The organism is Schlesneria sphaerica (assembly GCF_044336245.1).
GTDB lineage: Bacteria > Planctomycetota > Planctomycetia > Planctomycetales > Planctomycetaceae > Schlesneria > Schlesneria sphaerica.
Genome location: NZ_CP172346.1, coordinates 2,625,704 through 2,650,307, shown reverse-complemented (window position 1 = coordinate 2,650,307; position 24,604 = coordinate 2,625,704). Strand labels below are relative to the sequence as shown.

At 56.1% G+C, this 24,604-nt stretch carries 15 protein-coding genes; 8 read left to right on the top strand and 7 right to left on the bottom strand.

Annotated features, from left to right (window positions below; all coding sequences use genetic code 11):
* The first annotated feature begins 102 nt into the window (after positions 1-102).
* Complete coding sequence (locus tag ACGY09_RS09730) at positions 103-1,623, top strand: sugar ABC transporter ATP-binding protein (RefSeq protein ID WP_397571381.1); 1,521 nt, start codon at positions 103-105, stop codon at positions 1,621-1,623.
* Between the two features lie 96 nt (positions 1,624-1,719).
* On the opposite strand, the gene ACGY09_RS09725 is transcribed toward ACGY09_RS09730, so the two are convergent.
* Positions 1,720-4,335, bottom strand: coding sequence for a tol-pal system YbgF family protein (locus ACGY09_RS09725; RefSeq protein ID WP_397571380.1), 2,616 nt, complete (start codon positions 4,333-4,335; stop codon positions 1,720-1,722).
* A 125-nt stretch (positions 4,336-4,460) separates the two neighbouring features.
* Positions 4,461-7,334 (bottom strand): hypothetical protein, encoded by a 2,874-nt coding sequence (locus ACGY09_RS09720; RefSeq protein WP_397571379.1) that lies wholly within the window; start codon positions 7,332-7,334, stop codon positions 4,461-4,463.
* A gap of 486 nt (positions 7,335-7,820) precedes the next feature.
* Between ACGY09_RS09720 and ACGY09_RS09715 the strand changes: the two genes are divergently transcribed.
* Positions 7,821-9,194: a BBP7 family outer membrane beta-barrel protein gene (locus ACGY09_RS09715; protein ID WP_397571378.1), complete on the top strand. Its 1,374-nt coding sequence runs from the start codon at positions 7,821-7,823 to the stop codon at positions 9,192-9,194.
* Between the two features lie 133 nt (positions 9,195-9,327).
* Positions 9,328-10,512 carry a DegT/DnrJ/EryC1/StrS family aminotransferase gene (locus tag ACGY09_RS09710; protein ID WP_373650461.1) on the top strand — a complete coding sequence of 395 codons (1,185 nt, stop codon included), beginning with the start codon at positions 9,328-9,330 and terminating at the stop codon, positions 10,510-10,512.
* A gap of 175 nt (positions 10,513-10,687) precedes the next feature.
* Here the strand turns inward: ACGY09_RS09710 and hemW are convergent, their stop codons facing one another.
* The gene (gene hemW, locus ACGY09_RS09705; RefSeq protein ID WP_397571867.1) at positions 10,688-11,836 is read right to left on the bottom strand and encodes a radical SAM family heme chaperone HemW; all 1,149 of its coding nucleotides are present in this window, start codon (positions 11,834-11,836) and stop codon (positions 10,688-10,690) included.
* A 104-nt stretch (positions 11,837-11,940) separates the two neighbouring features.
* Entirely contained in the window at positions 11,941-12,831 is an 891-nt protein-coding gene (locus tag ACGY09_RS09700) for a 1-phosphofructokinase family hexose kinase (RefSeq protein ID WP_397571377.1), read from the bottom strand.
* Between the two features lie 562 nt (positions 12,832-13,393).
* Here ACGY09_RS09700 and ACGY09_RS09695 point away from each other — a divergent pair.
* Positions 13,394-14,944: a hypothetical protein gene (locus ACGY09_RS09695; RefSeq protein WP_397571376.1), complete on the top strand. Its 1,551-nt coding sequence runs from the start codon at positions 13,394-13,396 to the stop codon at positions 14,942-14,944.
* 440 nt (positions 14,945-15,384) lie between these two features.
* On the opposite strand, the gene ACGY09_RS09690 is transcribed toward ACGY09_RS09695, so the two are convergent.
* Positions 15,385-16,848, bottom strand: coding sequence for a hypothetical protein (locus ACGY09_RS09690; protein ID WP_373650464.1), 1,464 nt, complete (start codon positions 16,846-16,848; stop codon positions 15,385-15,387).
* A gap of 280 nt (positions 16,849-17,128) precedes the next feature.
* On the opposite strand from ACGY09_RS09690, the gene ACGY09_RS09685 reads away from it, so the two are divergent.
* Positions 17,129-17,365, top strand: a complete 237-nt coding sequence (locus ACGY09_RS09685) for a hypothetical protein (protein ID WP_397571375.1) — start codon at positions 17,129-17,131, stop codon at positions 17,363-17,365.
* An 81-nt stretch (positions 17,366-17,446) separates the two neighbouring features.
* Complete coding sequence (locus ACGY09_RS09680; RefSeq protein WP_397571374.1) at positions 17,447-18,472, top strand: NAD-dependent epimerase/dehydratase family protein; 1,026 nt, start codon at positions 17,447-17,449, stop codon at positions 18,470-18,472.
* Positions 18,473-18,578: 106 nt separating this feature from the next.
* Here the strand turns inward: ACGY09_RS09680 and ACGY09_RS09675 are convergent, their stop codons facing one another.
* The gene (locus ACGY09_RS09675; RefSeq protein ID WP_373650467.1) at positions 18,579-19,412 is read right to left on the bottom strand and encodes a hypothetical protein; all 834 of its coding nucleotides are present in this window, start codon (positions 19,410-19,412) and stop codon (positions 18,579-18,581) included.
* A gap of 178 nt (positions 19,413-19,590) precedes the next feature.
* Positions 19,591-21,222, bottom strand: coding sequence for a hypothetical protein (locus tag ACGY09_RS09670; protein ID WP_397571373.1), 1,632 nt, complete (start codon positions 21,220-21,222; stop codon positions 19,591-19,593).
* Between the two features lie 530 nt (positions 21,223-21,752).
* On the opposite strand from ACGY09_RS09670, the gene ACGY09_RS09665 reads away from it, so the two are divergent.
* A complete protein-coding gene (locus ACGY09_RS09665; protein ID WP_397571372.1) occupies positions 21,753-22,547 on the top strand; it encodes a hypothetical protein in 795 nt (264 codons plus the stop codon).
* A gap of 361 nt (positions 22,548-22,908) precedes the next feature.
* Positions 22,909-24,510, top strand: a complete 1,602-nt coding sequence (locus tag ACGY09_RS09660; RefSeq protein ID WP_373650470.1) for a family 16 glycoside hydrolase — start codon at positions 22,909-22,911, stop codon at positions 24,508-24,510.
* The last annotated feature ends 94 nt before the right edge of the window (positions 24,511-24,604 follow it).

The window sequence follows — 24,604 nt, the reverse complement described above, 5'->3', positions numbered from 1 at the left end:
CCATGGCGATGAGAGCTGTCGTTCATGTCGCTCGGGCGGGTAATGACTCGCCCGGTGATTACGACATCGCTCAGCGATTTCTCAGTGATAGATTGAGTCTCGATGTCGACGACACCCCCGCCTCCGCTCCTTGATTGTCGAAAGATCGGTGTTCGCTATGGGGGCGTTGTCGCGCTCACCGATGTCGACCTGAGTCTGCAAGCAGGCGAAGTTCACGGTGTCGTTGGTTGTAACGGGGCTGGTAAAAGTACCTTGATGAAGGTTCTGGCCGGCGTGGTGCCGGACTATTCCGGCGAAATTCTGCTGGACCAGAAACCCGTCCGATTAAGCTCACCGCGCGCGGCACTTTCTCATGGCATCGCCATGGTCTATCAGGAATTATCTGGCATCGAGCAGCTTTCCGTCGCTGAAAATCTGTTTCTCGGACGGCAGCCGGTCACTGCCTGGGGGCAGGTCAACTGGAAGGCGATGAACCGCAAGGCGACAGAAGCACTCGCGCAGCTCGATATCCACATCGACGTCCGGAAGCGGCTGGGCGACTTCCCCCTGGTGATTCGCCAGATGGTAGAAATAGCCCGGGGACTCGACAGTGGTGCAAGGATCCTGATCCTGGATGAGCCGACCAGTGCGCTCAGTCTGCCCGAAGCCAAACGCCTGTTTGAGCTGATTAAACGCTTGCAGAAGCGCGGAGTCTCCATTGTCTTCATTAGTCACTTTCTGGAGGACGTACTGGCGATTTGTGGCCGCATCACCATCATGAGAGACGGGCGAAAACTGGCGACTCGCCCCGCGTCCGAGTTAAATCGGGCCACGATTCTCAGTCAGATGGTCGGTGCGGGGGAAGGCGCGTCGTCAGAGGAGTGTATCGAAACTATTCTGCCTGCTGCCGTATCGGGCGTTCCCCGAATCGAATTGAAGGGACTGACCCGTGCAGGGCTATTTGATGAGATTCACCTGGACGTGAAGCCGGGTGAGTGCCTGGGGCTGTATGGTTTTGTCGGGGCAGGCCATCAGGAGCTGACACACGCCATTGCGGGAGCATTGCGTTTTGAACGGGGAGAGATCCTGCTGGACAGCAAATCATTCCGCACGGGAGATGTCGCCACGTCCGTGAAGGACGGAGTTGTGCTGGTGGCGGCAGATCGCGCGGCAACGCTGGCTCGTCGTGCACCGATTGCACACAACATGACGCTGGCTCACTTGCAGAAGAACCTGGGCAACTGGATCGTTCGTCGTCGAGAACTGAGCGTCTGTCGTCCAATGCTGGAAACCGTCGGCTGTCGACCTCCTAACCCGACTCTCCGTGCCGGTGCATTGTCGGGCGGAAATCAGCAGAAAGTCGTCCTGGCCAAGTGGCTGTTGGGGCCGATCCGGGTACTCCTGCTGGAAGAGCCCACTCGGGGGATGGACGTACACGCCAAGGCGGAAATCATGGAACTGGTCGCGAAACAGAAACGACAGGGGGCCGCAGTGATCCTCGCGTCCACCGAGCCCGAACTGGTTCTCTCCCACGCCGACCGGATTGCGACGTTTGCTCGAGGCAAGGTGACGCATGTCTTCGGTGAAGGGCGCGTGACCAAACATGATTTGATGCGACACGCCGAAATCGAATCTCAAAACTGACTCGCTGTCGCCGTCATGTCCACCCTCACCAGTGAGCCAGGTCAGTGGGCGACTTCGCCGGGCGTTTGCGGAATCGAATGAAAAACGCTGTGGGACTCATTTTCCTTTCGAGAGACTCTTTTCGAGCGCATCAAACTGAGGCTTCAAATCCTTGCCCCCCAGTTCCGGGTACAGGACTTTGGTGATTTCCAGCAGTTTCCGTCCTTCATCCAGTTGATTCAGACGCACGTAACACTGAAGGACTTCGTACCGAGCTGTCATCCATTCGGTTGTCCCCGGCTTGTTGAGTGTTTCAACCCGCCGCCAGAGTTGCTGAGCCAACTTCTGTCCGTCAGTCGCTGGCGATTCACTGAGGAGCGCTGCCAGTTGCCGTTGTTTTTCAGGGTGTCTGGAGGTGGCCTCCGACAGGGACCGAGCTAACTCGAGAGCTTCTGAAACCTGGCCTGTGATCAGGTAGGCGTTCACGAGATTCTGCTGAAGTTGTTCCTTCTGGGCCTCTGAGAACTTGTCTGCCTGTGTCAATAATTTCTGACCAGCCCGGATCACGAGACGTGCGAGCGGAGGACGTTCATCGACAGGAGCCGCGACCGTAACACTGGAAAGCTGAGCGACAATCTCCAACTGTTCGGCTGGTGAAAGCGATGAACTCTCGAGCGTTTTTCCGGCCTCGAAAAAGTTTCCGTCCCGCGCGAGCAGCAGGATTTCAAATGGAACGCTCCGTGACTTGAGTGTCGCAATCGCTTCGTGACCGTCCGTGCGTGAGGCGTTGCGAGCTGTAAATTGCTCGACGCGATTCAACCATGCGCGGGCCTGCTCGTATCGACGTGCCTTTGCCGAAGTGTGAGCGGCGTCGTGTGAGGGCGAAGATCCTGGGGTCGAATTTTCCGTTCGTGAAGCGTCTGCCTCCATCAGCAGAATCGAGACGAACCTGAGCGCAATATCGGCGTGGGTTGTCGACCATTCTTCTGCCGGTGGTGCGCCAGCTTCCAGGTATTTTGAAAGTGTCTCGATCGCGGCTTTCGTGATCTCGGTGGAAGGAAGTTGCCGCTCGCGCATGCGGCGCAGAATCGCCTCATATGATCTCGCTGCTCCCGCCATGGCTTCGAGTGCCCGGGGATGGTCTGCTGCGACCTGGAGGTACAGCGGAAGTGCTGCTGTCGACTGAAGTCGCTGTTCCTCCAACTGTCCTTTGAGAAACCGGACTTCATTCGCGGTTTCATCCAGAGGGTAATCGGTCAGGTGTCGATCAAGTGCCTCGGTGTAGGAACCGCGTCGCGCCAGCGTTCGGTGGGCGTCATAGGCTCGTCCGAGGGAGTATGTCCCTAAGAGATGAAAGTTTGCCGATCGGGGCGAGGAGGGGTAATCCTGGACCAAACGAAAATACTCTGTTGCGGCAGCGTCAAACTTCTTGCCGTTCAGCAGGATGGATGCTCCCGTGGAACCCAGTTCCATCGCCAGATCGGTTTGACCATGGCTCTGAGCGACCTTTTCCGCTGCGGAGTATTTACTGACCGCTTCTTCAAATCGGCCGGATGTGAAGTCGGTTCGAGCCTGTTGCATCAGGGCATCGAGTTCCGGCCCGTACTGATGCGCTGATTTGGAGTCGGCCCAGAGGACGTGGCAACGTCGAGCCCAGTAGCCGCCGACTTGCTGCTCACACCGTTCGATCGCCGCCGCAATCTGTTCCGCCAGCTCATCGGAAAGAGCTTCCTGTTTCTTTTCGATCGTCACATCGCGCAAGGCAATTAGCGAACGGGTTCGCAGAAACCAGAGCTCTCCGGTCAGTCGACGTCGCTTGCTTCGGACCTTCACGAGAAGATCTGCCGCGTCGATGGGACGCTGCTGGTCGAGCAGAATGCGGGTCTGTTCTGCCAGCATTTCATCCGATGGCCCGGCTTCAGTCTTCTCTGCAGTTCCGATGACAAGGCCGATCAGTTCGGTCGCCCGGTCGAGCCTGCCTGCCAGTCTGGCACAGGTGGCCAGCAGGATCCGAGCGCGTGTCTGAAGAGGTTCGTCGGCAACTCCGACCAGTTGTTTCATGTACTGCTCGGCGCTGGCAACATGGGCCGCTCGGTCGGCGGAGTCAGGGGATGCCAGTTCAGCCAGATTTCGATATCCCACGCCCAGTTCCCAGCGGACCTGGTGCAGGAGCAGTCGCATCTGGTGATTCGTCGGTCCACTGGTGTCTGCTTTTTTTCCGGTCATATCAACCGGGGGATCTACGAGCATCTGCTCGATCGGACGCAGAATTTCGATCCCCGCGATGGCAGTGGAATGAGCCCGTTCCAACAGTGCTTCGTCGTACGGATGATACTCCCGTTCTGCCCGCATCCAGGTGCTCTCTGCGATCCAGACGGATGCGAGTTGAGTTCGCAGAAGCAGCATCGCGCGCGGGTTCAGGGGGGCCTGATCCAGACGTTCTTCAATCAGTGTTCTCGCTCGGATCCATGAGGCGTCGCGCTGGTCATCGGGCAGATTTCCGGCCTGTTCAGCCAGCGTGCGGGAAAGCTGAATCGTGAGTTCATTTTGTTCAGTCGGGAGGATCGACGGATCGGACAATCGCGACATGGCCTCGGCGATCGCGATGGCGTGGAGGCTGCGCTGGCGTAACTGTTCGAAATATCGGACGAGATTCTCATCTGCCTGGCCGAGGGACGTATGCAGCACAAGGAAGAAAAAGAGTGCAATCAGTCGAAGACGGCCGTATCGCATTTCGTTTCGAATCCTCGCACATCGCCGGCCAACAGGAAATTGTCCTCATGACAAGAAAGATGCCCCGGAAGCGGTTGCTCCGGGGCATTATACGTCTGAAAACTCAGGATTTCTCAACAGCCTGATTACTTGAGGATGTCATGGACGATCTGAATCGTCTCATCGCGTCGATGGGGCTTGCTGAGATGCTCGGCCGAGATTTCCAACTGAATTTTGGCATCGGCTTCTTCGATCGGTTCCAGAGTCAATTCGAAGCCAGCGTTTCCTTGAGGATTCAGTTCATCGATCGATTCAAAGAGGATCTGATCGCCTTGCTGCTGGTATCTGCGACCGCGGACTTCGACCAGCCGCAGTTCAGGCGGAATTCGCAGGCTCAGTCGAACATTGCGGGCCGGAGCGGTGCCTGAATTTTTCAGCTGCATCTTTGAGGTGATCCGGTCACCCACTGAGACCACCCCCGTGGCACTCAAGGTTTCCATCTGAAGCTCAGGACGTCCGACGACCTCGACAGTAGAATTGACCGATGCCGTACTGCCGGAAGCCCCCGTCGCGGTGACCTTACCTACGTGTGTTCCTGTTTCTTTCGGTACGTATTTGACGCTGACGGCAAGGTCGTCTCCGGGGCCCAACGGGCCAAGTGTCCAATGGACGGCCCGTTGTTTGGGATCGTATCGGCCCCCTTCTGAGGCCGCTTCAAATTCCATTCCTGCCGGAACCACTTCCGAAATTCGCACATTGGCTACGCGCTGGTTTCCTTCATTGCGGATATTGCTGGTGAAGGTAGCGGGCCGGGATACGTACACGCGGTTGTGTCCGGATCGCGTCAGGACCAGAACTTCACCAACCACATTGATGGTGTGGTCGAGTTCTTTCTTGATTCCGCTGTCCGCGGTCAGGATGGCACGGTTCGTTCCCGTTCCAGTCGACATCGCGGTGACGGGGAGCACGATTTCACGGACTTCGTTCGGTGCCAGCTTACCGATGGCACATTCGATGTCGGTCCCTTCATCGTGTTTGAAGTTCTCGGGGATGATATCACGGACCAGAATGTTACTGGCGTCGACCGTCCCGATATTCTTGAGATAGAAGATCAGATCGACCGTCTGTCCCGGACGGACTTCGTGCGGCGCTTTGACAGTGAAGTCCAGTTGAGGAGTTGCGACCTGGATCTCTGCAGAAACTTCTGTGGCAAAGTAGAGTCGTGCCACGCTGCCGATCGGCCCTTCCTGTTTGGGAATCACCTTGATCGAGATCTTTTTCTCTTCGTTCGGCTTCAAGACAAGTTCGTTCCAGATCAGTCGCTTCCCGACCAGTTCTGCACGGGGTGATGTCCCCATCAGTTCGGTCCCTTTGGGGATGCGATCTTCGACGACCACATTGTGAGCGACAACGCTGCCCGTGTTTCGCACGATGATCGTGTAGATCAGTGGTTGATCGACCACTGCCTGATGCTGTGCGACTTTCTCGATCGTCAGTCGTGGTTGCTGCACGCCCTGTTGCGAGGGGTCACCTGCCACGCCATCTCCAACCAGATCACTTGGAGCGATGCTATCGGGATCGGAACGACGCTTGGCTGGCTCCCGGGGCGAAAACGGTTCGCGGTCTGAATCGTCTTCCTCACGCGTGTCTCGCTCGAACATCTCGGGTTCGGGCAGACGGCGATTGGGAGTGGTCTGTGGCTCCAGAGGAAGTCCGGGGAGCGAAAGCCGCTTTCTGTCAGAAGCAGGCGATTTCGGTGCTGGCTCATCATCCACAGGGAAGAGTCCGGGCGGGGTACTCAGTGTGTCCGTGGAGGGATTTCCGAGTGCTGGAACGGGCTCTCGCTTCGGTTCCGGAAGTGACTGGATCTGCGATTTGGCAGGGGGAGTCACTTTGGTTTTTGATTTGGGGGCAGGCTCTTCTTCCGCGTCGAATTCTTCGAATGCAGGAGGGGCCTCCACAGCGGAGGGGGTCTCATCCTCTTGCTTTTCTTCTTCCACCATTCCATCGCCTGGCAGGAGAGGATCAGACTTGGGTTCTTCCTCGATCGATTCGGGCTCGTCCTGAGGAGGGGCGTCCTTGTCCGTTGCGGCCTCTTCGGGGGTTTCCTGGAACGAAGGTGCTTCGGTGGCGGCAGGCTCGGCCTTCTTTTCCTGACCCTCGGTTTTCTTTTCTTTACCCAGAGTCGCGCGGCGTGAGCGTGGGATGACGGCCTCATCTCCAAAGTCGATGACGGACTTTGAGGGGGCCGGTTCGGCGACTTCTTTCGTTTCCGCCTTCGTCGCTGATTTTTCTGAGGGGCTGTTTTCTTCTGTTACTTCTTCGAGTTCGTTAAAAGCGGGGGGAGCTTCGTTGACGGGTTCGGTCTCAACGTCTTCTTTTTCTGCCGGTGAGTCGCCGTCGAAGGGATCAAATGATGCTTCAGGAGCCGCGCTGGGCGCCTCTTCTTCTGCTTGCTCCTCTTCTTCAGAGGCTTCGGCAGATTGTTTCATTGATGGTTCATCGGAATCAGAGAAGAGGGATTCTTCTTCTTCGTCGGGAAGGCTCTGCGGTGCTTCTGTTGCCTCTTCTGGCACTTCCAGTTCGACGAGTTCAACATCATCCCGGAAGCTCAGCCCTCTGGCGGGTGGCTGCAGATCAATGGCAGCAACTTGTCGATCAGACGAGGACCGGGCTTTCGTCGCTCCGCCCATTGCGGTTTTGACGGTGGCTTTCTCGGAATTGAATCGTCCGACCAGATCGATTCGCCCTTCCTCATAAGTATCGGTGGGGCGCTTGCGCGGAACGGGCGAGCGTTGCTCATCCAGGCGCGAGACGGAGACTGACGAAGCCGCTCCGGCGTCTGGTGCTTCGCTGTCAGTCTCTTCGGCGGAATCTTCAGGAGTATCGACATCACCCAAGGCAACCGATGGATGCATCGTCGCAGCGCGGTTCATCCCCTGTTGTGCCTGAAAAACGGCGAATAATCCAACGCCGATCACTCCCACCATGACGGTGAGCTTCCAAAATCCGTTCCACATGGGAATCCCTTCCCCCAAATGCCCCCCGATAATCGCGAAACCACTGCATTGTGGTCGTTGCGCCGGTCAGAGCATGAGGTGGTGCCACTCAATGAACATCACAATTCAAGCATCCCTGCCGGAGTTGAATCGAGTGTCTCTAACAGATTTACAATCATCTGGAAAGAGGAGTCTCCTTAAAGATTGCCTCAAGATCAAGGTGGAACAATGCCCAAAATCAGAATCTTCCTCACGATCTGACTTAACGGAAAAGTTTTTCCAGAAGTTTCACGATCGTCAGAACCGATACTTCAGGCATAGGCGTTAGTGTCGGTGCGTCAATGGCAATACGTAATGTTGACGACACTGAAAGACCCGTCGGGATGCACTTGTCAGGGAAACATCATGACCGGACGGATTCCATTCGGTTTGCTCACAGTACTGGCTGCATTGGTATCAGTGCCAATACAGGCTCAGGGCCAAATGGGACCGCCTACTGGAAACGGAGTGCAGCCTGCTGGGTTTCACACCTTTCACGAGGCGGCCATACCAGGCCAGTACCACGGGAGACCTCAGAGCTACCAGCGTAGCGGCGTGGAGCGATATCCCGGTCCGCCAGCACCCACGATCTACGAGGAGCTGCCTGACGATCTGGGATTTCTTTACGACGAAAGTCCGCTGGGGAACTTTCTCACGGACACGTTCCGGCATGCCTGGTTCCGCGGCGAGTATCTGCTGTGGAACATTTCGGCTCCAGGCGATGTATTGCTGGGGGCTCAACCTTCCAGCGGCGTCGTCGCTGTGAACAACAGCAATCCCTTATCGAATTACGGGTTTCCTGGACGACAGCAGCTTGCCGAAAATGTGCAGTTTGCCCGAACTGTGAATGGCGTCAGCGGTGCTGCCATCGCCCCTGGTCTTGACTCGTTCTCCAATAACAACCTGAATGGATTCCGCGGTACGTTCGGACTGCCGGTTTCGACAGGGACAGTGGAATTGGGTGGTTTTGTCCTGCAGGACAGCGGCAATACCTACAACGGTGGTAATACACTTGCCAGCGTGTACGAGTCCGGGGTCAATCGGGGAATCGGAACGGGCTACATCCAGGAGCAGATCGACGCGAATCCAGCCGTCGTCATCGGCGGGAATGTCGGAGCAGACGGAAACCCCGCGACGAACGGGCAACAAGCTCAGTTCATCACGCAGCCTGTGCTCGTCAACGGCGTTCCTCAGAACATGACGGCCACATCCTCTGCCATCGACTACGACGTCAGCTATCAGGCCAAACTGCTGACATCGGCCTGGGGTGCAGAAGGTAACTACGTTCTGGACAGTCCGGACCCCAATGCCATCATCCAGCTTCGACCGATGATCGGTGGTCGTTACTTCAATATCCGTGACCGCTTGAACCAGTTCGGCCAGTACAACGAGCAAGACGCGATCGATCCTACGATCAATAACGTGATTTCTCGAACGATTGACTCAGCCGGTAACAACAACATCTTTGGTCCTCAGCTCGGTTTGCGAGCCGAAGCGATGCACTCCCGATTCCTGATCGGTGTCGAGCCCAAGTTCACCTTCGGTATGAACACCTGGAAAACCAATCTGGATACGACCAACGTGTTCGGTTCCGACGATCCGGCACAGAGCCTGACGCTGAAAGGAACGACATTCAGTCCCTTGTTCGACGTGAAATTCTACTCGAACGTGGCACTTTCGAAGAACTTGTCGGCCTTCGTTGCCTACAACTACATCTGGGTGGGTCAGGTCAACAAGAGCTACAACGACGTCGTCTACAACCAGCCTGACTTCCGTCTGACTCGAAACTACTCGGGGACGACTCTCCAAGGACTTTCGTTCGGACTTGAGCTTCGCTACTAGCGTGAATTTCAAGGGTCAAAATGAAAACCGCGATCAACGTCGCGCTTCATCTTGACCCCAATCACCTTCCCACCTAGATTCCGCGACCTGAATCACTTCATCGATGTCAACGGATGCGAAAGGAATCGCAGAGATGACCTACACCTTGGGTATGACTGACGAAAGACCGATTCCGTTTATCGATCTGGTACCCCAGTTCAACGCCATGTCTGAAGAAATCATGGCGACCGTGGAGCGGGTCTTTAAGGAACAGAAATTCATTCTGGGCGAGGAAGTCTCGGAACTCGAACGAGAAATCGCCGAGTATTGCGATGCTCGCCACGCGATTGGGTGTAACTCGGGAACAGATGCTCTGATCATTGCTCTTCAGGCGATGGGAATCGGAGAAGGCGACGAAGTGATTACGACGCCGTTCTCATTCTTCGCGACGGCAAGTTCCATCTGCCGCGTGGGAGCCACCCCCGTCTTCGTCGATATCGATCCTGATACCTACAACCTTGATCCGCGTGCCGTGGAAGAAGCTGTCACGCCGCGTACCAAAGCAATCATGCCGGTTCATCTGTTCGGCCAGTGCTGCGAGATGGATGCTCTCTGGCGAGTCGCTCAAAAACATGACCTGCAGATCGTCGAAGACGCTTGCCAGGCGATTGGGGCAGAGTACCAGGGCCGAAAGACGGGCGTCCTTGGATCCGTCGGCTGCTTCAGCTTTTTCCCGACCAAGAATCTGGGTGGGGCGGGCGATGGCGGGATGATGACCACGGACGATCCCGAACTGGCTCAGCGACTGAAACGACTCCGAGTCCACGGGGATGTCGGACAATACGAACATATTGAAGTCGGCATGAACAGCCGGCTGGATGCCCTGCAGGCAGCCGTCCTGCGAGTCAAGCTGCGACAGCTTGATCATTGGACCGAAGCCCGGCAGCGGAACGCTGATCGCTATGGCGACATGTTCCGCCAGGAAGGGGTCCTTGATTCGATCGCTCTACCCAAGGTCGGTGCAAATCGCCGCCACGTTTTCAATCAATATTGTATTCGGGTGCGACACGGAAACCGCGACGCCCTGATGCAGGAACTGAAATCGCGCAAGGTCGGTTGTGCCGTCTATTATCCCAAGCCGCTGCACCTGCAAAAGTGCTTCAAGCATCTGGGATATCGTCCCGGCCAGTTCCCCGAGGCGGAAGCCGCATCACGAGATATCCTCGCGCTGCCCAGCTATCCGGAACTTCCCGCCAGCGATCAGGCTCGGGTCGTCACGGCCGTGACCGAAATCTGTCATGAGTTTCGTGCGGCCCGCAGTCAGAAGCGTGCGGCCTGACGCCCCTCTTCCTACTGTGTTACGGCAGTTCGGTCGACGTTCAACGATCACCGAACCGCAACACAGGTGGGCGTGACAACATCGACGAATTTGAGACTCTCACAGCTTAATCCACGTGATTAAGCTGTTTTTGTTTACGGTTTCTGTGTGACGATGCGGCTTGCCGGATGTCGCCTCACAGAAATTCCATTGCCACACGATCCGCAACGAATCGACCGGCAAGCGTCAGTTTCACGGTTTCACCATCATCTGTGACCAGTCCCAACTGAATCTGCTCTTTGAGGGTGTCTCTGTAAAGATCATCGAATCTGATGCCCGTGCGAGCAAAAAACTCTGTTCGCTGAAGTCCGGCGATGCGACGAAGTCCGAGATAGACGAGTTCTCGGGCACGATGATCGGGGGCCAGTTCTTCCGCATCGGCAACAGGGGATTCTCCCCGTTCGATCCGTGACAGCCATCCGAGGACGCTCCGGATGTTCGTTTCACGCCGGCCTCCAACGTAACGGGCGGCACCCGGCCCGAAAGCCCAGTACTCGTCTCCGCTCCAGTAGACCTGATTGTGCCGACATTCAAATCCGGGACGGGCGTAGTTCGAGATTTCGTACTGATGAAATTGCGCCTGGGGCAGGATCTCCATCGCGAGGGCGTACTGATCCCTTTCGAGTTCCTCATCGGCTGCCTGTAACTGACCTCGCTCACGGCGAGTCCAGAACTCGGTCCCTTTTTCAAAGGTGAGGCCGTATGCGGAGATGTGAGCTGGTTCCAGATCGATTGCCTGACGCAGCGTGCAGCGCCAATCCTCCAGTGTCTGGCCCGGTACTCCAAAAATGAGGTCGAGCGAAATGTTTTCGAATCGCGGCTTGAGGCGTCGCATCACGTCGACGATTTGAACGGGATCATGATCTCTCTCCAGCAGCTTCAACGACTGGGGTGAGAATGATTGCACTCCCAGGCTGATTCGGTTGACTCCCGCTTCCTGCAGGAGTTGCAACTTCTCTTCGGTCAGATCGAGCGGGTTCGCTTCGACACTGAATTCCGTTTCCGGTGTGTGTGGAAACGTTCGTCGAACGAGTTCAAACAGGCGTCGCAGTTCGTCAGGATGAGGATGAGTAGGTGTCCCGCCGCCGAAAAAAATTGTCTTTACGGGGACCGCTGGGGGAACGTGCGCCGTTTCAATCTCAAGTTCCAGTGCACGCAAATAATCTTGCACCAGATCATCACGCCCCGCGACCAGCGTGAAATCGCAGTATCCGCATCGATGTGCGCAGAACGGAACGTGGATGTAAACGGAGTGTGGAATTTGTCGCTCGTACAGTCTGATCAATGAGAAAAACGCTGATTTCGTGCCGGTCAGTGGGGCGGTCGCATGTGATGGCACGTCGGTGATCGCAGGCCGTCGCTCCGACTCCCAAGGTCATGCGTGCGTCATCAATCCTCGATGAGTTTTGTCAGGTTCCTCGCTGGAAGCAACTCTTGGGCATTCATCACGGCAGCACGAATGCCGATCTCCAGACACTGCCGCATCGGATACTGGTGATCGATTCCCGCGGCGATACCGGCGGCCAGGCAGTCTCCGCAGCCAATCGGATTGATCACATTGACCTTGGGGATTGGAAGCTTCAGCAGCCCATCCGGTCCGAGAGCCAGTAACGGTGCTTCGCCCTGACTGACAACAACCCAGGCAGCACCGCGATCTCGAATCTCTGACATGGCCGACACCAGAGCATCTTCGGTCGTCAGCCCCCTTCCCACAGTCCGCGAGAGTTCCTCACGATTGGGCTTCACGACGAATGGTCGAAGCGGAAGGGCTGCCTCGAGTTCTGCTCCTCGGATGTCCAGCACGGCTTTGGTCGTCGTTTGTTCGAGAAGTCGCCGGTAGAAATCAGCAGGAGTCGTCTCGGGCAGCGATCCACTCAGCACGACGACATTGGCAGTCCGGGATTCCACAGCGAAGGCTGAAAGGAACGCGGCCCGATCTTCGTCCGGGATAGGGTGCGAGTTCTCGACCAGTTCTGTCGTTCTTCCTGTGGTTTCGTCCAGGATGGTGGTACAGGTCCGGGTGGGGACCTGCGACCGAATCCACCGGACTGAAACTCCCAGACGGGCAAAATCGGCCGCGATCAGCTCGCCCGAGGGACCCCCCACCAGGCACAGCGTTCTGGCAGAGGCACCCAACTGGTGCAGTGCCGCTCCGACGTTCAGAACTTTGCCAGATCCGCACCAGGCGGAGCGGTGGGCTCGGTTGACTTCACCGGGCACAAATTGCCGGAACGACAGTACCTGCTGCCAGGCGGGGGTTAATCCGGCGGCGAGAATCACGGATGTCGATCCTTTTTCGTTGTGGGATAGAAGTCGTTGGAAGGTATGGGGAAAGCTGATCCAGAAATTCCGACCATCGTGGCTGTGCAATCAATACTGCGGCGAGGGGGGAAATCCCCATCTTGCCAGAGGGAGAATTCGGGATTTTCTTGACTGACCCGACGTCAGGCTGTTAGGGTAGTCCAAGTGGTGCAACGACTCCAGCCCCATGCATTTCCGTATCCACACATCGTGGAAATTTTGCCTCTCTCCAGTTCCTCATAATTTAATTTGGTTTCCAGCTCGGTTCTGAATTTCCTGTTGAGGATGCTCTGGTTCCCGGCGATGATTGAACGATTGAATGACAATTCGCTTTTGCTCTGCGGACAACCAGGCACGCAACGAACTCGCCCACAAATGTTAAAGCCGCGAAAACCGGTACTGCGATCGGGTGGCAAAACAGCGCCGATGTGGTTAATTTGTCGCGACTAACAAAACCGGGCTTGGTGCTGAGACCCTCATGTCCATGAACCGACTTCGTCAATATTCGAACCCACACCATTCTGATGTGAAGGATGGGTCCATGCACGACCTTCATCGGGCCGAATCCTCATCCTCGTCGCAGTGGGTGGGAACCGTCTCCCTTTGGAATCTGCTCACGCGGGCTCGGTCGCTCCGGCTCACTTTGGCCGTCGGGATGGCGATCAGCTTTTCTGATTCAGTGTCATTCGCACAACCCGGGCTGAACCGGCCTGCGGTACCCAAGAAAAAAGCCGACTCAAAGCAGACCAAGAAAAGCACCCCCGACAAATCCACGTTTGAGCAACCCGATCCTGATTGGCTTCCTCCCTCATTTCAGCCGTTGCCTGAACCACCGGCGATTATGGAACTGGAACAGCCGATTGCGACGGCTGACGAGGTCGCAAAACTCAAGAAAGACTTCAGTGGCAAGTTTGCCAAGGTTTTGCGTGACTGCGATCTGAGCACGAACGGAAAACAGGTGATCGCCGGGGGACTTCGTTTTAAACTGGCGGAAATGACCCAGGGCGAAAAGCGGAAACTGCTGCCGGATCTGCACAAAACCCTGATGCGAGAAATTACAACCGGCATCGGTAGTCCTGGAAGCAAGCCCGCAGACGTTGCCAGCACAACGCAATTCGTCAATCAGGAGCTTCTCAGACAGGTTCCTGAGCTTCTGGTCAACAATTTCTATGTCCGGTTGCATGCTGTTCTGATTCTCAGCGAGCTGGATTATGCACCCGCACATACGCTTCTGGTTCAGATGATCTCGGCGAAGGATATCGAAGAAGACCCTGTAAACGGGCAGCCTCAGGCAGTCAAGATTGCAGCAATGCAGGGACTGATCCGCATCCTGAAGTTCGCTCAGCCACAGGCCACTGTGAAGGAACGCGGAACGATCGCGGTCGCGATTGTGTCCGAGCTGGCAAAGCCAGAAAATCACTGGTGGTATCAGCTTCGATTAATTGAGGGGCTTCGGAACATGACCGTTGCCCTGGACACCGCGAACAACACTCCCTTTGTGATTCAGTCATTGCTGGCCGTTGTGAAGGACCCGAATCGCGTCTGGACGGTTCGAGCCAAAGCCTGCTACGCCCTGGGACGAGTTCCTGTTCCGCCCGTGGTCAAAGTCGATGATCTTGTGACGGCGATCTCTGAGTGTGCCCTGCAGATGGCCAATGACGCCCAGGCGAAGCCTAACAATCCGATCTGGAAGGGCTGCTTCTGGGACCTCTATCTTGCCTTTAAGCCAGACGGTTCAAAGGATAAGGATGGCAAAGACAAAGATCTCGACGCTGAGGGTAAAGCCCTTGGCGGCCTATTGGCACGTTTCCGTCCAGTCGCTCAACCTGCCTACGATGTGATCGTCCCGATCTGTTCCGGAGTGATTCAGGGTAAGGCTCCCGATCCGGGGGACGTCCAGAAACTCGGCGGATTCGTCCGGGCTCGACTGGCCATGCACGGCGGTGCCCGTGATATCATTCCTGTGAACAATCAGGTTCCCGAAAAGCCCGCGGAGCTTCCTGATTCAGACCGGCCGACGAACAACAACGCCGGCGTCGTCCCCGCGGTACTTCCGAACAACAGCAGTGTGCCCGCCGGGATCAAGCCCTGATCCAACGCTGACGGCTTCAGTTGCACGTCACTTGGCGTCTCAGGTGAGGTTGTGAAGTCCCGGTGTCGTCGTTGGAATGTGTCTCACATTCGTTGGTTTCGTCCTGGAGATTCCTCTTCCAGCCGATCCGAATGAGTCCCGCGTCGGCTTCGCGCTTTGATCCGGCTCCATCGTTCCGCCCGGGTGAATCGAGCCTTTGATGTTTCGCCGATCCGTGGCCTGCTCTCATGGGGGGCTGTTCTCGCCTCGGCTGGTCGAACTGTGAGCAGATAACGTTATCCGTTTGAACTGTTTCGCCTCGACTGGAAATCCCACTACGGAATCCCGCAGTCCGTCAATCGCTCGGATCGTTCACTGGCACCTCCCATGAAATGCGAAGAACCCGGCTTTGTCTGTCGGACAAAACCGGGTTCTCAAGATTCATTCGACGACTGCGTCGACTATTCTTCGATTGGCAGCGGGACTTCTGCGAACTCCGATGGCGACTCATTCACAATGACGTCATCGATGGCCGATGCTGGACCTTCGACATCAAGAGCAGCCGTCCGGTTCTCAATTACTTCCTGAGCCAGCCGTTGTGCTTCATCGCTGATTCGTGGGGTAGAGACTTCGACCAGAGGACGAGAAGCACGGGTGACCTTGGAAAGTTGTTCTTCGATCTGGCCCAGTTCAGCGAGTTCCTTCTGAATGCTCACCAGAGACTGAATGTGGGCATTCAAGGTTTCGCGGAAACCACGCAGAGTTTCGATCGTTTGAATCGCTTCTGCAACAGAGCCCGTCTGATCAGCCAGAGTCGACTCAAGCTTCAGCAGGTTCGCCAAGTTCTGCTCCGAGGTGGCGATCATCGCTTGTTCGCCCGCAAGCTTTTCGTTGATGCTCAGCAGATTCGCCAGGTTCTGTTCAGAGACGGCTGCGGTTGATGGATCGGATGCCAGCTTCCCCTGGATGTTGAGCAGGCTGACCAGATTCTGTTCCGAAGCGGCCACGTTCAGTTCGTCGCTCTTCAGTTTGTTCTGAATGTTCAGCATCCGGTCCAGGTTTTCTGACGAGGCAGCCACGTTCAGTCCGCCTGCAATCAGCTTGGAGTTAATCGCAATCAGTTTTTCAGCTCGTTCAGCAGCGATTTCTGCCTGCTGTTCTCCCACAGCCAGGCGACCCTGAAGGCTGACGACTTTGTCTGCAACACTTTGAGCTGCTTCCAGGTTTTCTGCGGCGGCGTAGAGTTCGGCCTTGAGCGAAGCGAGTCCGGTCAGGCTGGTGCGGGCGAGTTCCATCTTATCGGACTGACGCTGCAGGTCGTCACTCAATCCCACCAACTGAGCCAGAGAAGCCTGAGCCTGATTGATGTCTTTCCCCTGTGCTGAAGCGGTCTCTTTGAGCGAGATCAACTGCTCAAGTGATGCAGTGGCGCTCTCGTGAGATTCGCGCTGGTCGATGATGTTGTTCTGAAGCGACGCCATCAGGTCGAAAATCTGAACGGCACCGATCGTCTTCGAGTGCTGGTCAATGATGCGATCCTGCAAGATGTCCATTCCAGCGATTGCTGAGCTGACGACATCGTTCTTGGCAGCAACTTCAACCAGTTCGCTCCGCAGATCGTGAATCGCACGAAGAGCACGCTGTGCGTCGAGCGTTTCGGCCTGCTGGATCCGCAGGTTGGTGAGCAGGCTGTTGGTGTCGCCGACATAGTCGCCGACGGCCGTCAGCTCTTGCACACGCTGTTCCATGACATGAAGGGTCGATTTCACCTGGGCCAGTTCACGAGCGGTTGGCTGGGTCACGAAAAAATGCAGACCGGCAAAGCCGAGTGCGGCTCCCGTCAGCATCTTCAACCAGGACTGTTTAGACTGTTCGGCAAGTTGATTTTCAATCACACTCGATATTGATTGTTCGTTCGTAAGCATTGGCTGCTCCTCATCCCGTCGAAACGGAAGAACATTAAAAGGGGCAGGCCATCCGGGGCCGGAATTCTCATCCTGAAGTCGCGGATCATCCACCATGGAAAATCCGCTCCTCCTAGAATATCGCCTTGACTGTTCGGCAAACTTTGCCGTTTGACGAAGACTTGTCGACGCGATTCGAATCATCAGAGAAACTGGATCGATTGTGTGGGTTGGGATTGCTATCCCGCAGGTGAGAGACGACGTTAAATCATGCAAGATTTCAGAAAGAGTGAGGGCCTGCATGCGATATCGGGAAGAGGAGAGTGATGAATACGAAGTCGAAGATGACCAGGAGGATGACGGTTATGTTCCCTGCCCTCATTGCGGCGAATTGATGCTGGAAGCAGCGGACTATTGCCCGGCTTGCGATCGGTGGATTTCTTCCGAAGATGCAGCGAAAAAACCGCGACCCTGGTGGATGGTCGTTATCTTGATCATCCTGCTGGCGACCTTCCTCCTGACTGTCTTGCCATTCTGACCATGTCGGCCTGGTGTGAGGGCTCAAGAAGACGGGTTGCAGCATGCCGAGCTCACGTTTTTTCCTTGAAAGTGCAACTGAATGCGAGTTTTGGTTACCGGTGGAAATGGGTTCCTCGGGAAGGCAATCGTTGAACGACTGGTCGACCGGGGCGAACAAGTCTGCTCACTCCAGCGCAGCGACACGCCCGAGCTTAAGGCTAGGGGAGTCGAGTGCTTTCGCGGCAACCTTGGTGATGCGGCGGCCGTGGATCAGGCCGTCACTGGTTGCGAGCTTGTCTTCCATGTCGCTGCCAAAGCGGGGGTCTGGGGTCGTTACGAGGATTACCATCGCATCAATGTCGTCGGCACAGAAAACGTGATCAATGCCTGCCGGCGACACGGGGTTTCGAGGCTGGTTTACACCAGTTCGCCCAGCGTGGTGTTCAACGGGAAGGACGAGACTGGCATTGATGAGTCCGCTCCGTACCCCGACCACTATTTGACGCATTATCCCCAGACGAAGGCGCTAGCAGAGCAACGGGTGATTGCCGCGAATGGAGCCGATCTGGCAACGGTAGCTCTTCGGCCACACCTCATCTGGGGGCCCGGTGATAACCACCTGATTCCGCGATTGATTCAACGAGGACGAGCGGGCGAACTGCGCCGTGTCGGTGACGGCCGAAATCTGGTTGATGCCACCTACATCGACAATGCGGCTGATGCCCACTTGCTTGCTGCCGATCACCTGATGCAAGGTTCTGGGTGTGCCGGTAAAGTCTATTTCATCTCCAACGGAGAACCTTTGCCGTTGTGGGATCTGATCAACCGGATCCTGGGATGCGCGAACGTCGCACCGGTGACTCGAACTGTTTCAGCGAATGTCGCTTACGCTGCGGGGGCGGCCATGGAACTGGTCTACAAGCTGACAGGACGACAGGATGAACCAAGGATGACGCGGTTTGTCGCCCGCCAGCTTTCAACCAGTCATTGGTTTCGGCTCGATGCGGCGCGCAGGGATCTGAACTACGTTCCTCAAGTCACCGTCGAAGAGGGGCTTAGACGCCTGGCGCGGCACTTGTCTGATGTTGGCCTGGATCGGGTGGAAGTGGGAAACAAGCATGCCTGAAAACGCCAGCAGGCAGGTCCGATTTGACGATCGGGACCTGCCTGATGTTTCAATCAATCAAGATTCTTCAGCGTGGGCTGTTCTGCGGAGAGCATCCTCGCTGAGATCAGCGCGTAACGGTGTTTCGCGTCTGCCATACCGAAGCAGCCGAGGGAACGCCATTGAACATGGACGTCTTGCGAACCGGGGCCGACGCTTCCTCTTTGGGAACAGGGACGCTGCGTGCGGGAACGGTTTCATAGTCACTGGAAGAAGATGAATGAGCTGGGTCGGAAACTGCGGGAGTCGGATAAAGGGCCGCAGGGTTGTATGCCGTCTGGGGCAGAGGAGCCACGACCACCGGAACTGTTGAAATTGTCGCCGTGGTGTACGGAGCGACCATGGTGGTGGTGTAAGGAACCGTCGGGTAGACCGGCGGCAGGTAGCTCATCTGTGGTGTCATTCGAGCCGGCCCGAAGGCACGGCGGGTGTTGCATGTATTGCAGCCCGGAGCGGCAACGGCCATCGTCTGGACCGGAACTTCTTCGGTGACAAGCTGCACAGACTGGACCGGGACCATTTGTGTGGTCATCGTCGGAACTCGTCTCGTGACCTGTACCGGCACCGACACGGTCTTCACCTGTCGCTGAATGGTCGTCTCTGCAACTTGCTTGGTGACCGGTTTCGGGACCCAGACCATCTGGTATCCCCCTTCATCGACCGTTACGTTCCGCGTCGTCGTGATTGGGACGTTCTCGACGACTTGCTGCTGCTGCACCTGAGTCTCTGTCACATCGCAGAACGTCGTGACGGCCTGTGGGCGCAACTGCGTCGTAACGACGGGACGCGTCTGAGAGATGGTGCAGTTGAATGGAGTTCCTGCAATTTGAGCAGAGGCACCTGAGGGAATCAGGCCACCTAAACCCGCGATAGCGAAGCAATGCAAAAGTGTGCGGTTCATGGATCCGGCTCCTCTGGTTCTCAATTGCTTGATGGCTGGCGACCAAGCTCGGTTGATATGACGGTGCCGACTCGGCACAAGACCCGCTCTTCGTCACATCGACAACGCGACCTCGCAGACTGAAGCGAAAATCGGCAAAATCAAAATAATCTGCCTGATCGCTACTTTCCGGTCGTGTTTACGGCGCTGATTGCCGCTGCACGTAGCCTCTATCGGCAGGAAGTGCCGCTTGTGATTGCTCAAATCGGCGAAAGACCCGCACAAATTCCGGCTCACATTGACGGAGAAGCAGGCTGGGTAAAACCGCCACGAGGAGTGCAAGTACGTAACTCAGCACGGTCGTCCGGGGAAGTGCTTTGAAGAGCAATGCTCGGAAGGTCCCCTGTTGTTCTGCCGAGAATCGATCGTTCAGCATGTGAATGGCTTTAAACACGATCAGAGTAACTGCTGCTGCCATGATTGTGACCAGTAATAAACTCTCGCGAAACAGTTCTGAAATGATGAGCGATCCACTCGAAAAGAAACATAAAACGGGCAGGCCGGTCAGCAGTAGCAGTGTGCGAGTATGGAATCGAGGTTCGGGAGGAAGAGCTGCCCCGCTGGACCCTGCGTTCCCGACGGTTAACAGGACTGCACACATCAACACGTTGAGCTGTTGCTGCATCAGCCACGTCCCACAGAGCCCGATCCGCGAGAATGTGTAACTTCCCATCAGTGACAGCCCCGATAGGCTGAGGAAGGCATATGCGATCAGATTTCGCTGATCAGCCGTATCGAACACTTTCAGTGCCCCCCAGATTGCGCCACCGACAGAGGCGATCACCACCCATTCGTCAAATGAAGCCAGCAGGTCAGGAGAGAGCGGCATCACGAACCGGAACCAGCCGATGCGGTTTGCGGAGAGACCGCCGACGACATACAGCAAAGCCAGTTCAGCGGGAACGTTCCTGATGATATTGATCTGGGAAGCATGAAAGGGGAACAGACCGGAGACGATCGCGAAACCGATGGAGATGACGAGCAGCATCCACGGGAAAATCTCGCTTTGATAATGAAACGCCAGTTCGTTTCGCGTCGTCCAGCGCTGGATATCCTGAACGATACTGGAGACGCTTGTTGAGAGTGCTGGCGTTCCGATGGAATCCTGCAGTTTCATCCACGGGATCGACACGACCAGCAGAGAGAAACCCATCAGAATCAGTGAACCACCCCAACATTGTTCCCACAGATACCTTTCGGTGATCGCGCGTCGTTCTGTCGGTCCATAGTTTCCGATCAAAAGACTCAGGCTGGCGACGCTGAGTCCCGAAAGCAGCAGGAAGACGATGACGTCGTTCGCGAGCAACGTTCCCAGGGCTGCGGACTGAAAGAAAAGTATGAGGGGAACGGAAAAATTCCTGTCGCTCTGCGAAGGCTTGAACCGGTAGACGACGAGCGTGGTCACGACCGACAACAGGAGTGCCGGGAAAATGTTGACTCCGTCAGCGACGAATCGATGATTCTGGATTCGTTCGCTTCTCATGCGGTCCAATTTGCGTCGGACCTGTTCTGGGGCGGCGATCTCGCTATTTTCTGGGGATTGAGCCTGCTCGGCAAATCGAATAATCGCAGCCTGGTTGACCAGGTCAGACTCATAGTGCCACTCGATCCCGACGAGGATGAGCAGCGTGCAAAAGCAATTCGAAACAGCGAAGTATCGCGTCAGATCCGGGGCCTTGAGTACGGCAACGGAGGCGGAAACAAATCCGATCAACGGCGACAGCACGAGCAGCAGCGGAAACTGATCTCTGAGTGATGTCAGCCAAGCCATGGAGTTCCAATCCTTTTCGCAGGAATGCTAAGCGAAGCCAGGCAGAATCGGTAGCCTTGGAGCCCGACGCACGATTCTATGAATTGCTCTCGTCGGCTGCGGAATTCGTCATCGAGACCGTGCGGCGGGGCCTGATCAACGAAGGGGTGCCTTTCTCATTAAGTTCCGCCTAGGAGATCGCTTGTGTGTACGAGATTGCCTGGCGATTGAGTGCTTGTACACATCGGGATTCACTGGATGTCCAAAATCGAACCCCTACGAATGTGGTGAGCCGTCCAGAATGAAGAATTTGTTGGAGGATGTGCGGGTCGGTTTTCAGGAATTGTGAAAAAACGGTTTGATTCGTCGGCAATCAACCGTACCGCCGCCTCTGGCTTTGACGACACAGTAGCGTGATAAAAGGCCGAGCGATACGATTTCGCCTTCCCCATGGAAGGGTGACGTTCACTCGGCGAATTGAACTCGCCCTTGTCCAAGACAGGCCACGTCTTCGGACAATTTTTGATTCTGTTACTCCTTGGGAAGTTGAAATGTCGCATTCCGGTTCTGCGGAAGTTGTGCGTGAAGAAACCGAAGCCTCGTTGATCGCTCGTGCGCAAGTTGCCGTCAGCCGCTGTAACTGGGAAGTCGGTGAATGTGCCGCACTGTGGACGAAGCGATTTGCGCGAGGACGAACCGACGCAGACTTTGCGGCGCTGGTCTCTCTAAGCGCCGATCAGGTTTACCAGCGACGACGTGTCTGGGAAACCTTCGGAGACGTCAGCGGTAATTACTCGACGCTCAAGTGGTCTCACTTTTATGCGGCGATTAACTGGGACGATGCTGCGGAATGCCTGCAGTGGGCCGATGATGTCCAGGCCGGTGTCGCGGAAATGAAGGCCTGGCGCCGTGCACAGCGCGGTGAGGACCTGAGCACCCCAGCCGTCGATGAAGCCCTGGACGGCTTGCCGACGGAACCCGCACTGGCCCGTGAAGCCGCTCCCTTTGATCATCAGTCAACGTTTTCGGTGTCAGCAAATCAGTCTGACGAAGGTGAAGAAACGTCAGCACCAGTTCCACCGTTCGGGAATCGATTGCCCGAAGAGACAACTGAGTACGCTCCTTTCAATCCCCACGCGACGACCGTCCCGCCACGCGAAACGGGGGAACGACCTAATCTCAGCACCGAGCAGATTGCCAAGCGGTTTACGACGACGATCGAACGGTGCCAGAATCTGCTGACCCCGCAGTTCTGCGAGGAATTCGCTGAGCTTCCCGAAAAGGTCCGTAAACGCCTGCTGAAGGCGGTCGAGATGCTTGCGGAAAAAGTCAGGGAGATTGGCTAGTCGGAGTGAAGATCTCCATCGATGGTGACTGCGGTGTCATCGAAATCACAAAAGTCTCTCGCCCTGGATCGGGAACGAACGAAATTCGTGGCCCGATCCAGGGCGTTGTGTTTTGGGAACCGCAAACTTCGCGATCGAATGTCTGCGTGCCGCAGGAAGACGGTTCCGACATTTTTCCAGGCCGCATCCGCGCTCGATCCACTTGCTCACTTCATCGCGCAGGTGCGTCCCTTCGCAACTCGGCACCAGTTGCGGATCGAGTTCCGAATATGCTCAAATACCGATTCGTCAATCTCTTTCCCGATCGGCGGGTCGATATCCCCGGCAAAACACATTCACGATGAATCAACAGGAGATGCTCATGCGCATTCGGATGGGATGGATACTGTGTTCGATGGTCATGACCGCTCTGGTAATGTCCTCAACGGTACGTGCAGAGGATGGCTGGGTTTCCATCTTCGACGGCAAGACGCTGGAAAAATGGGACGGCGATCCCGAACTGTGGAGCGTTGAAGACGGGGCGATTACCGGCAAGACCACTGAAGACAAACCGATCAAGGCGAACACCTTCCTCATCTGGCGTGGTGGAGAGACTGCTGATTTTGAGCTGAAGCTGGAATACAAGATCATCAACGGTAACTCGGGGATTCAGTACCGAAGTTTTGAACTTCCTGATCGGAAGTGGGGAATCGGCGGTTACCAGGCCGATGCCGAAGCGGGGGACAACTATTCCGGAATCAACTACGGTGAAAACTTCCGCGGCATCCTGGCCCTGCGTGGAGAGAAAACCGTGATTGGCGACGACCACAAACCCAAGGTGGTCGAAAAGTTCGCTGATACCAATGAGATCCAGGCGAAAATCAAGAAGGAAGACTGGAACGAGTACCATATCTCTGCGAAGGGATACGTCTTCGAACACCGGATCAATGGCGTACTGACCTCAGTCGTCACCGACGAAGACAAAGAACAACGACGTGCCAAAGGTCTGCTTGCTTTCCAGCTACACGTCGGTCCCGCGATGAAAGTTCAGTTCCGCAATATCAAGCTCAAAAAGATTTCCGCGGAAGGGAAGACCAGCGATTCGGGTAAGAAGAAAGCTCTTCTGATCGCAGGTAATCCCAGCCATGGATTTGGTGCTCATGATCATCTGTCGGGCTGTTCTCTGCTGGCTCGCTTGATCAACGAGAGTGGCCTGCCCGTGACAGCCGAAGTCCATTCCATCCAGAAGCAGGGATGGCCTTCCCCAGAGAAGCTGGCCGCCGCGAATACGATCGTGATCTATTCAGACGGTGGAGCAGGGCATCCCTTCAATGCTCATCTGGAAGAACTCGATGGATTGGCGAAAAAAGGGGCTGGCATCGTCTGTATTCACTACGGAGTCGAAACTGTTGCCGGTAAGCCGGGAGATGCATTCCTGGACTGGATCGGTGGATTCTTCGAACCACACTGGTCCGTCAATCCCCACTGGGTTGCCGACTACAAGAAGCTGCCCGAACATCCGACAACGCGCGGGGTCAAGCCGTTCTCGACCAATGACGAGTGGTACTATCACATGCGATTTCGAGAAAAGATGGATGGCGTCACAGCGATCCTGACCGACCTGCCGCCGAAAGAATCACTCAGCCGTCCCGACGGTCCTCACAGCGGCAATCCCGAAGTTCGTAAGGCGGTCCTTGAGCGGAAAGAACCACAGCACACGGCATGGGCTCGCGTACGTCCTGACGGTGGTCGCGGTTTCGGAACGAGCGGCGGACATGTTCACTGGAACTGGGGCAACAACCAGTTCCGCAAGCTGATTCTCAATGCCATCGTCTGGACGTCGGGAGCGGATGTTCCGGCTGACGGGACCCCCGCAGGGAATGTTACCGTCGACGATCTGCTGCAGAATCACGACGAAGCGATTCCCGCTGATTTCAACAAAGCGATGATTCAGGCGATGCTGGATCAGTGGAACAAGAAGTAAGCAGGACTGGTCTACCGGGGCACGGTCACTTCGCCATAACAAGGGAGTGACCGGATCGCTCCTCACGTTCGACGTTTGAAAATGCACGGGGTGA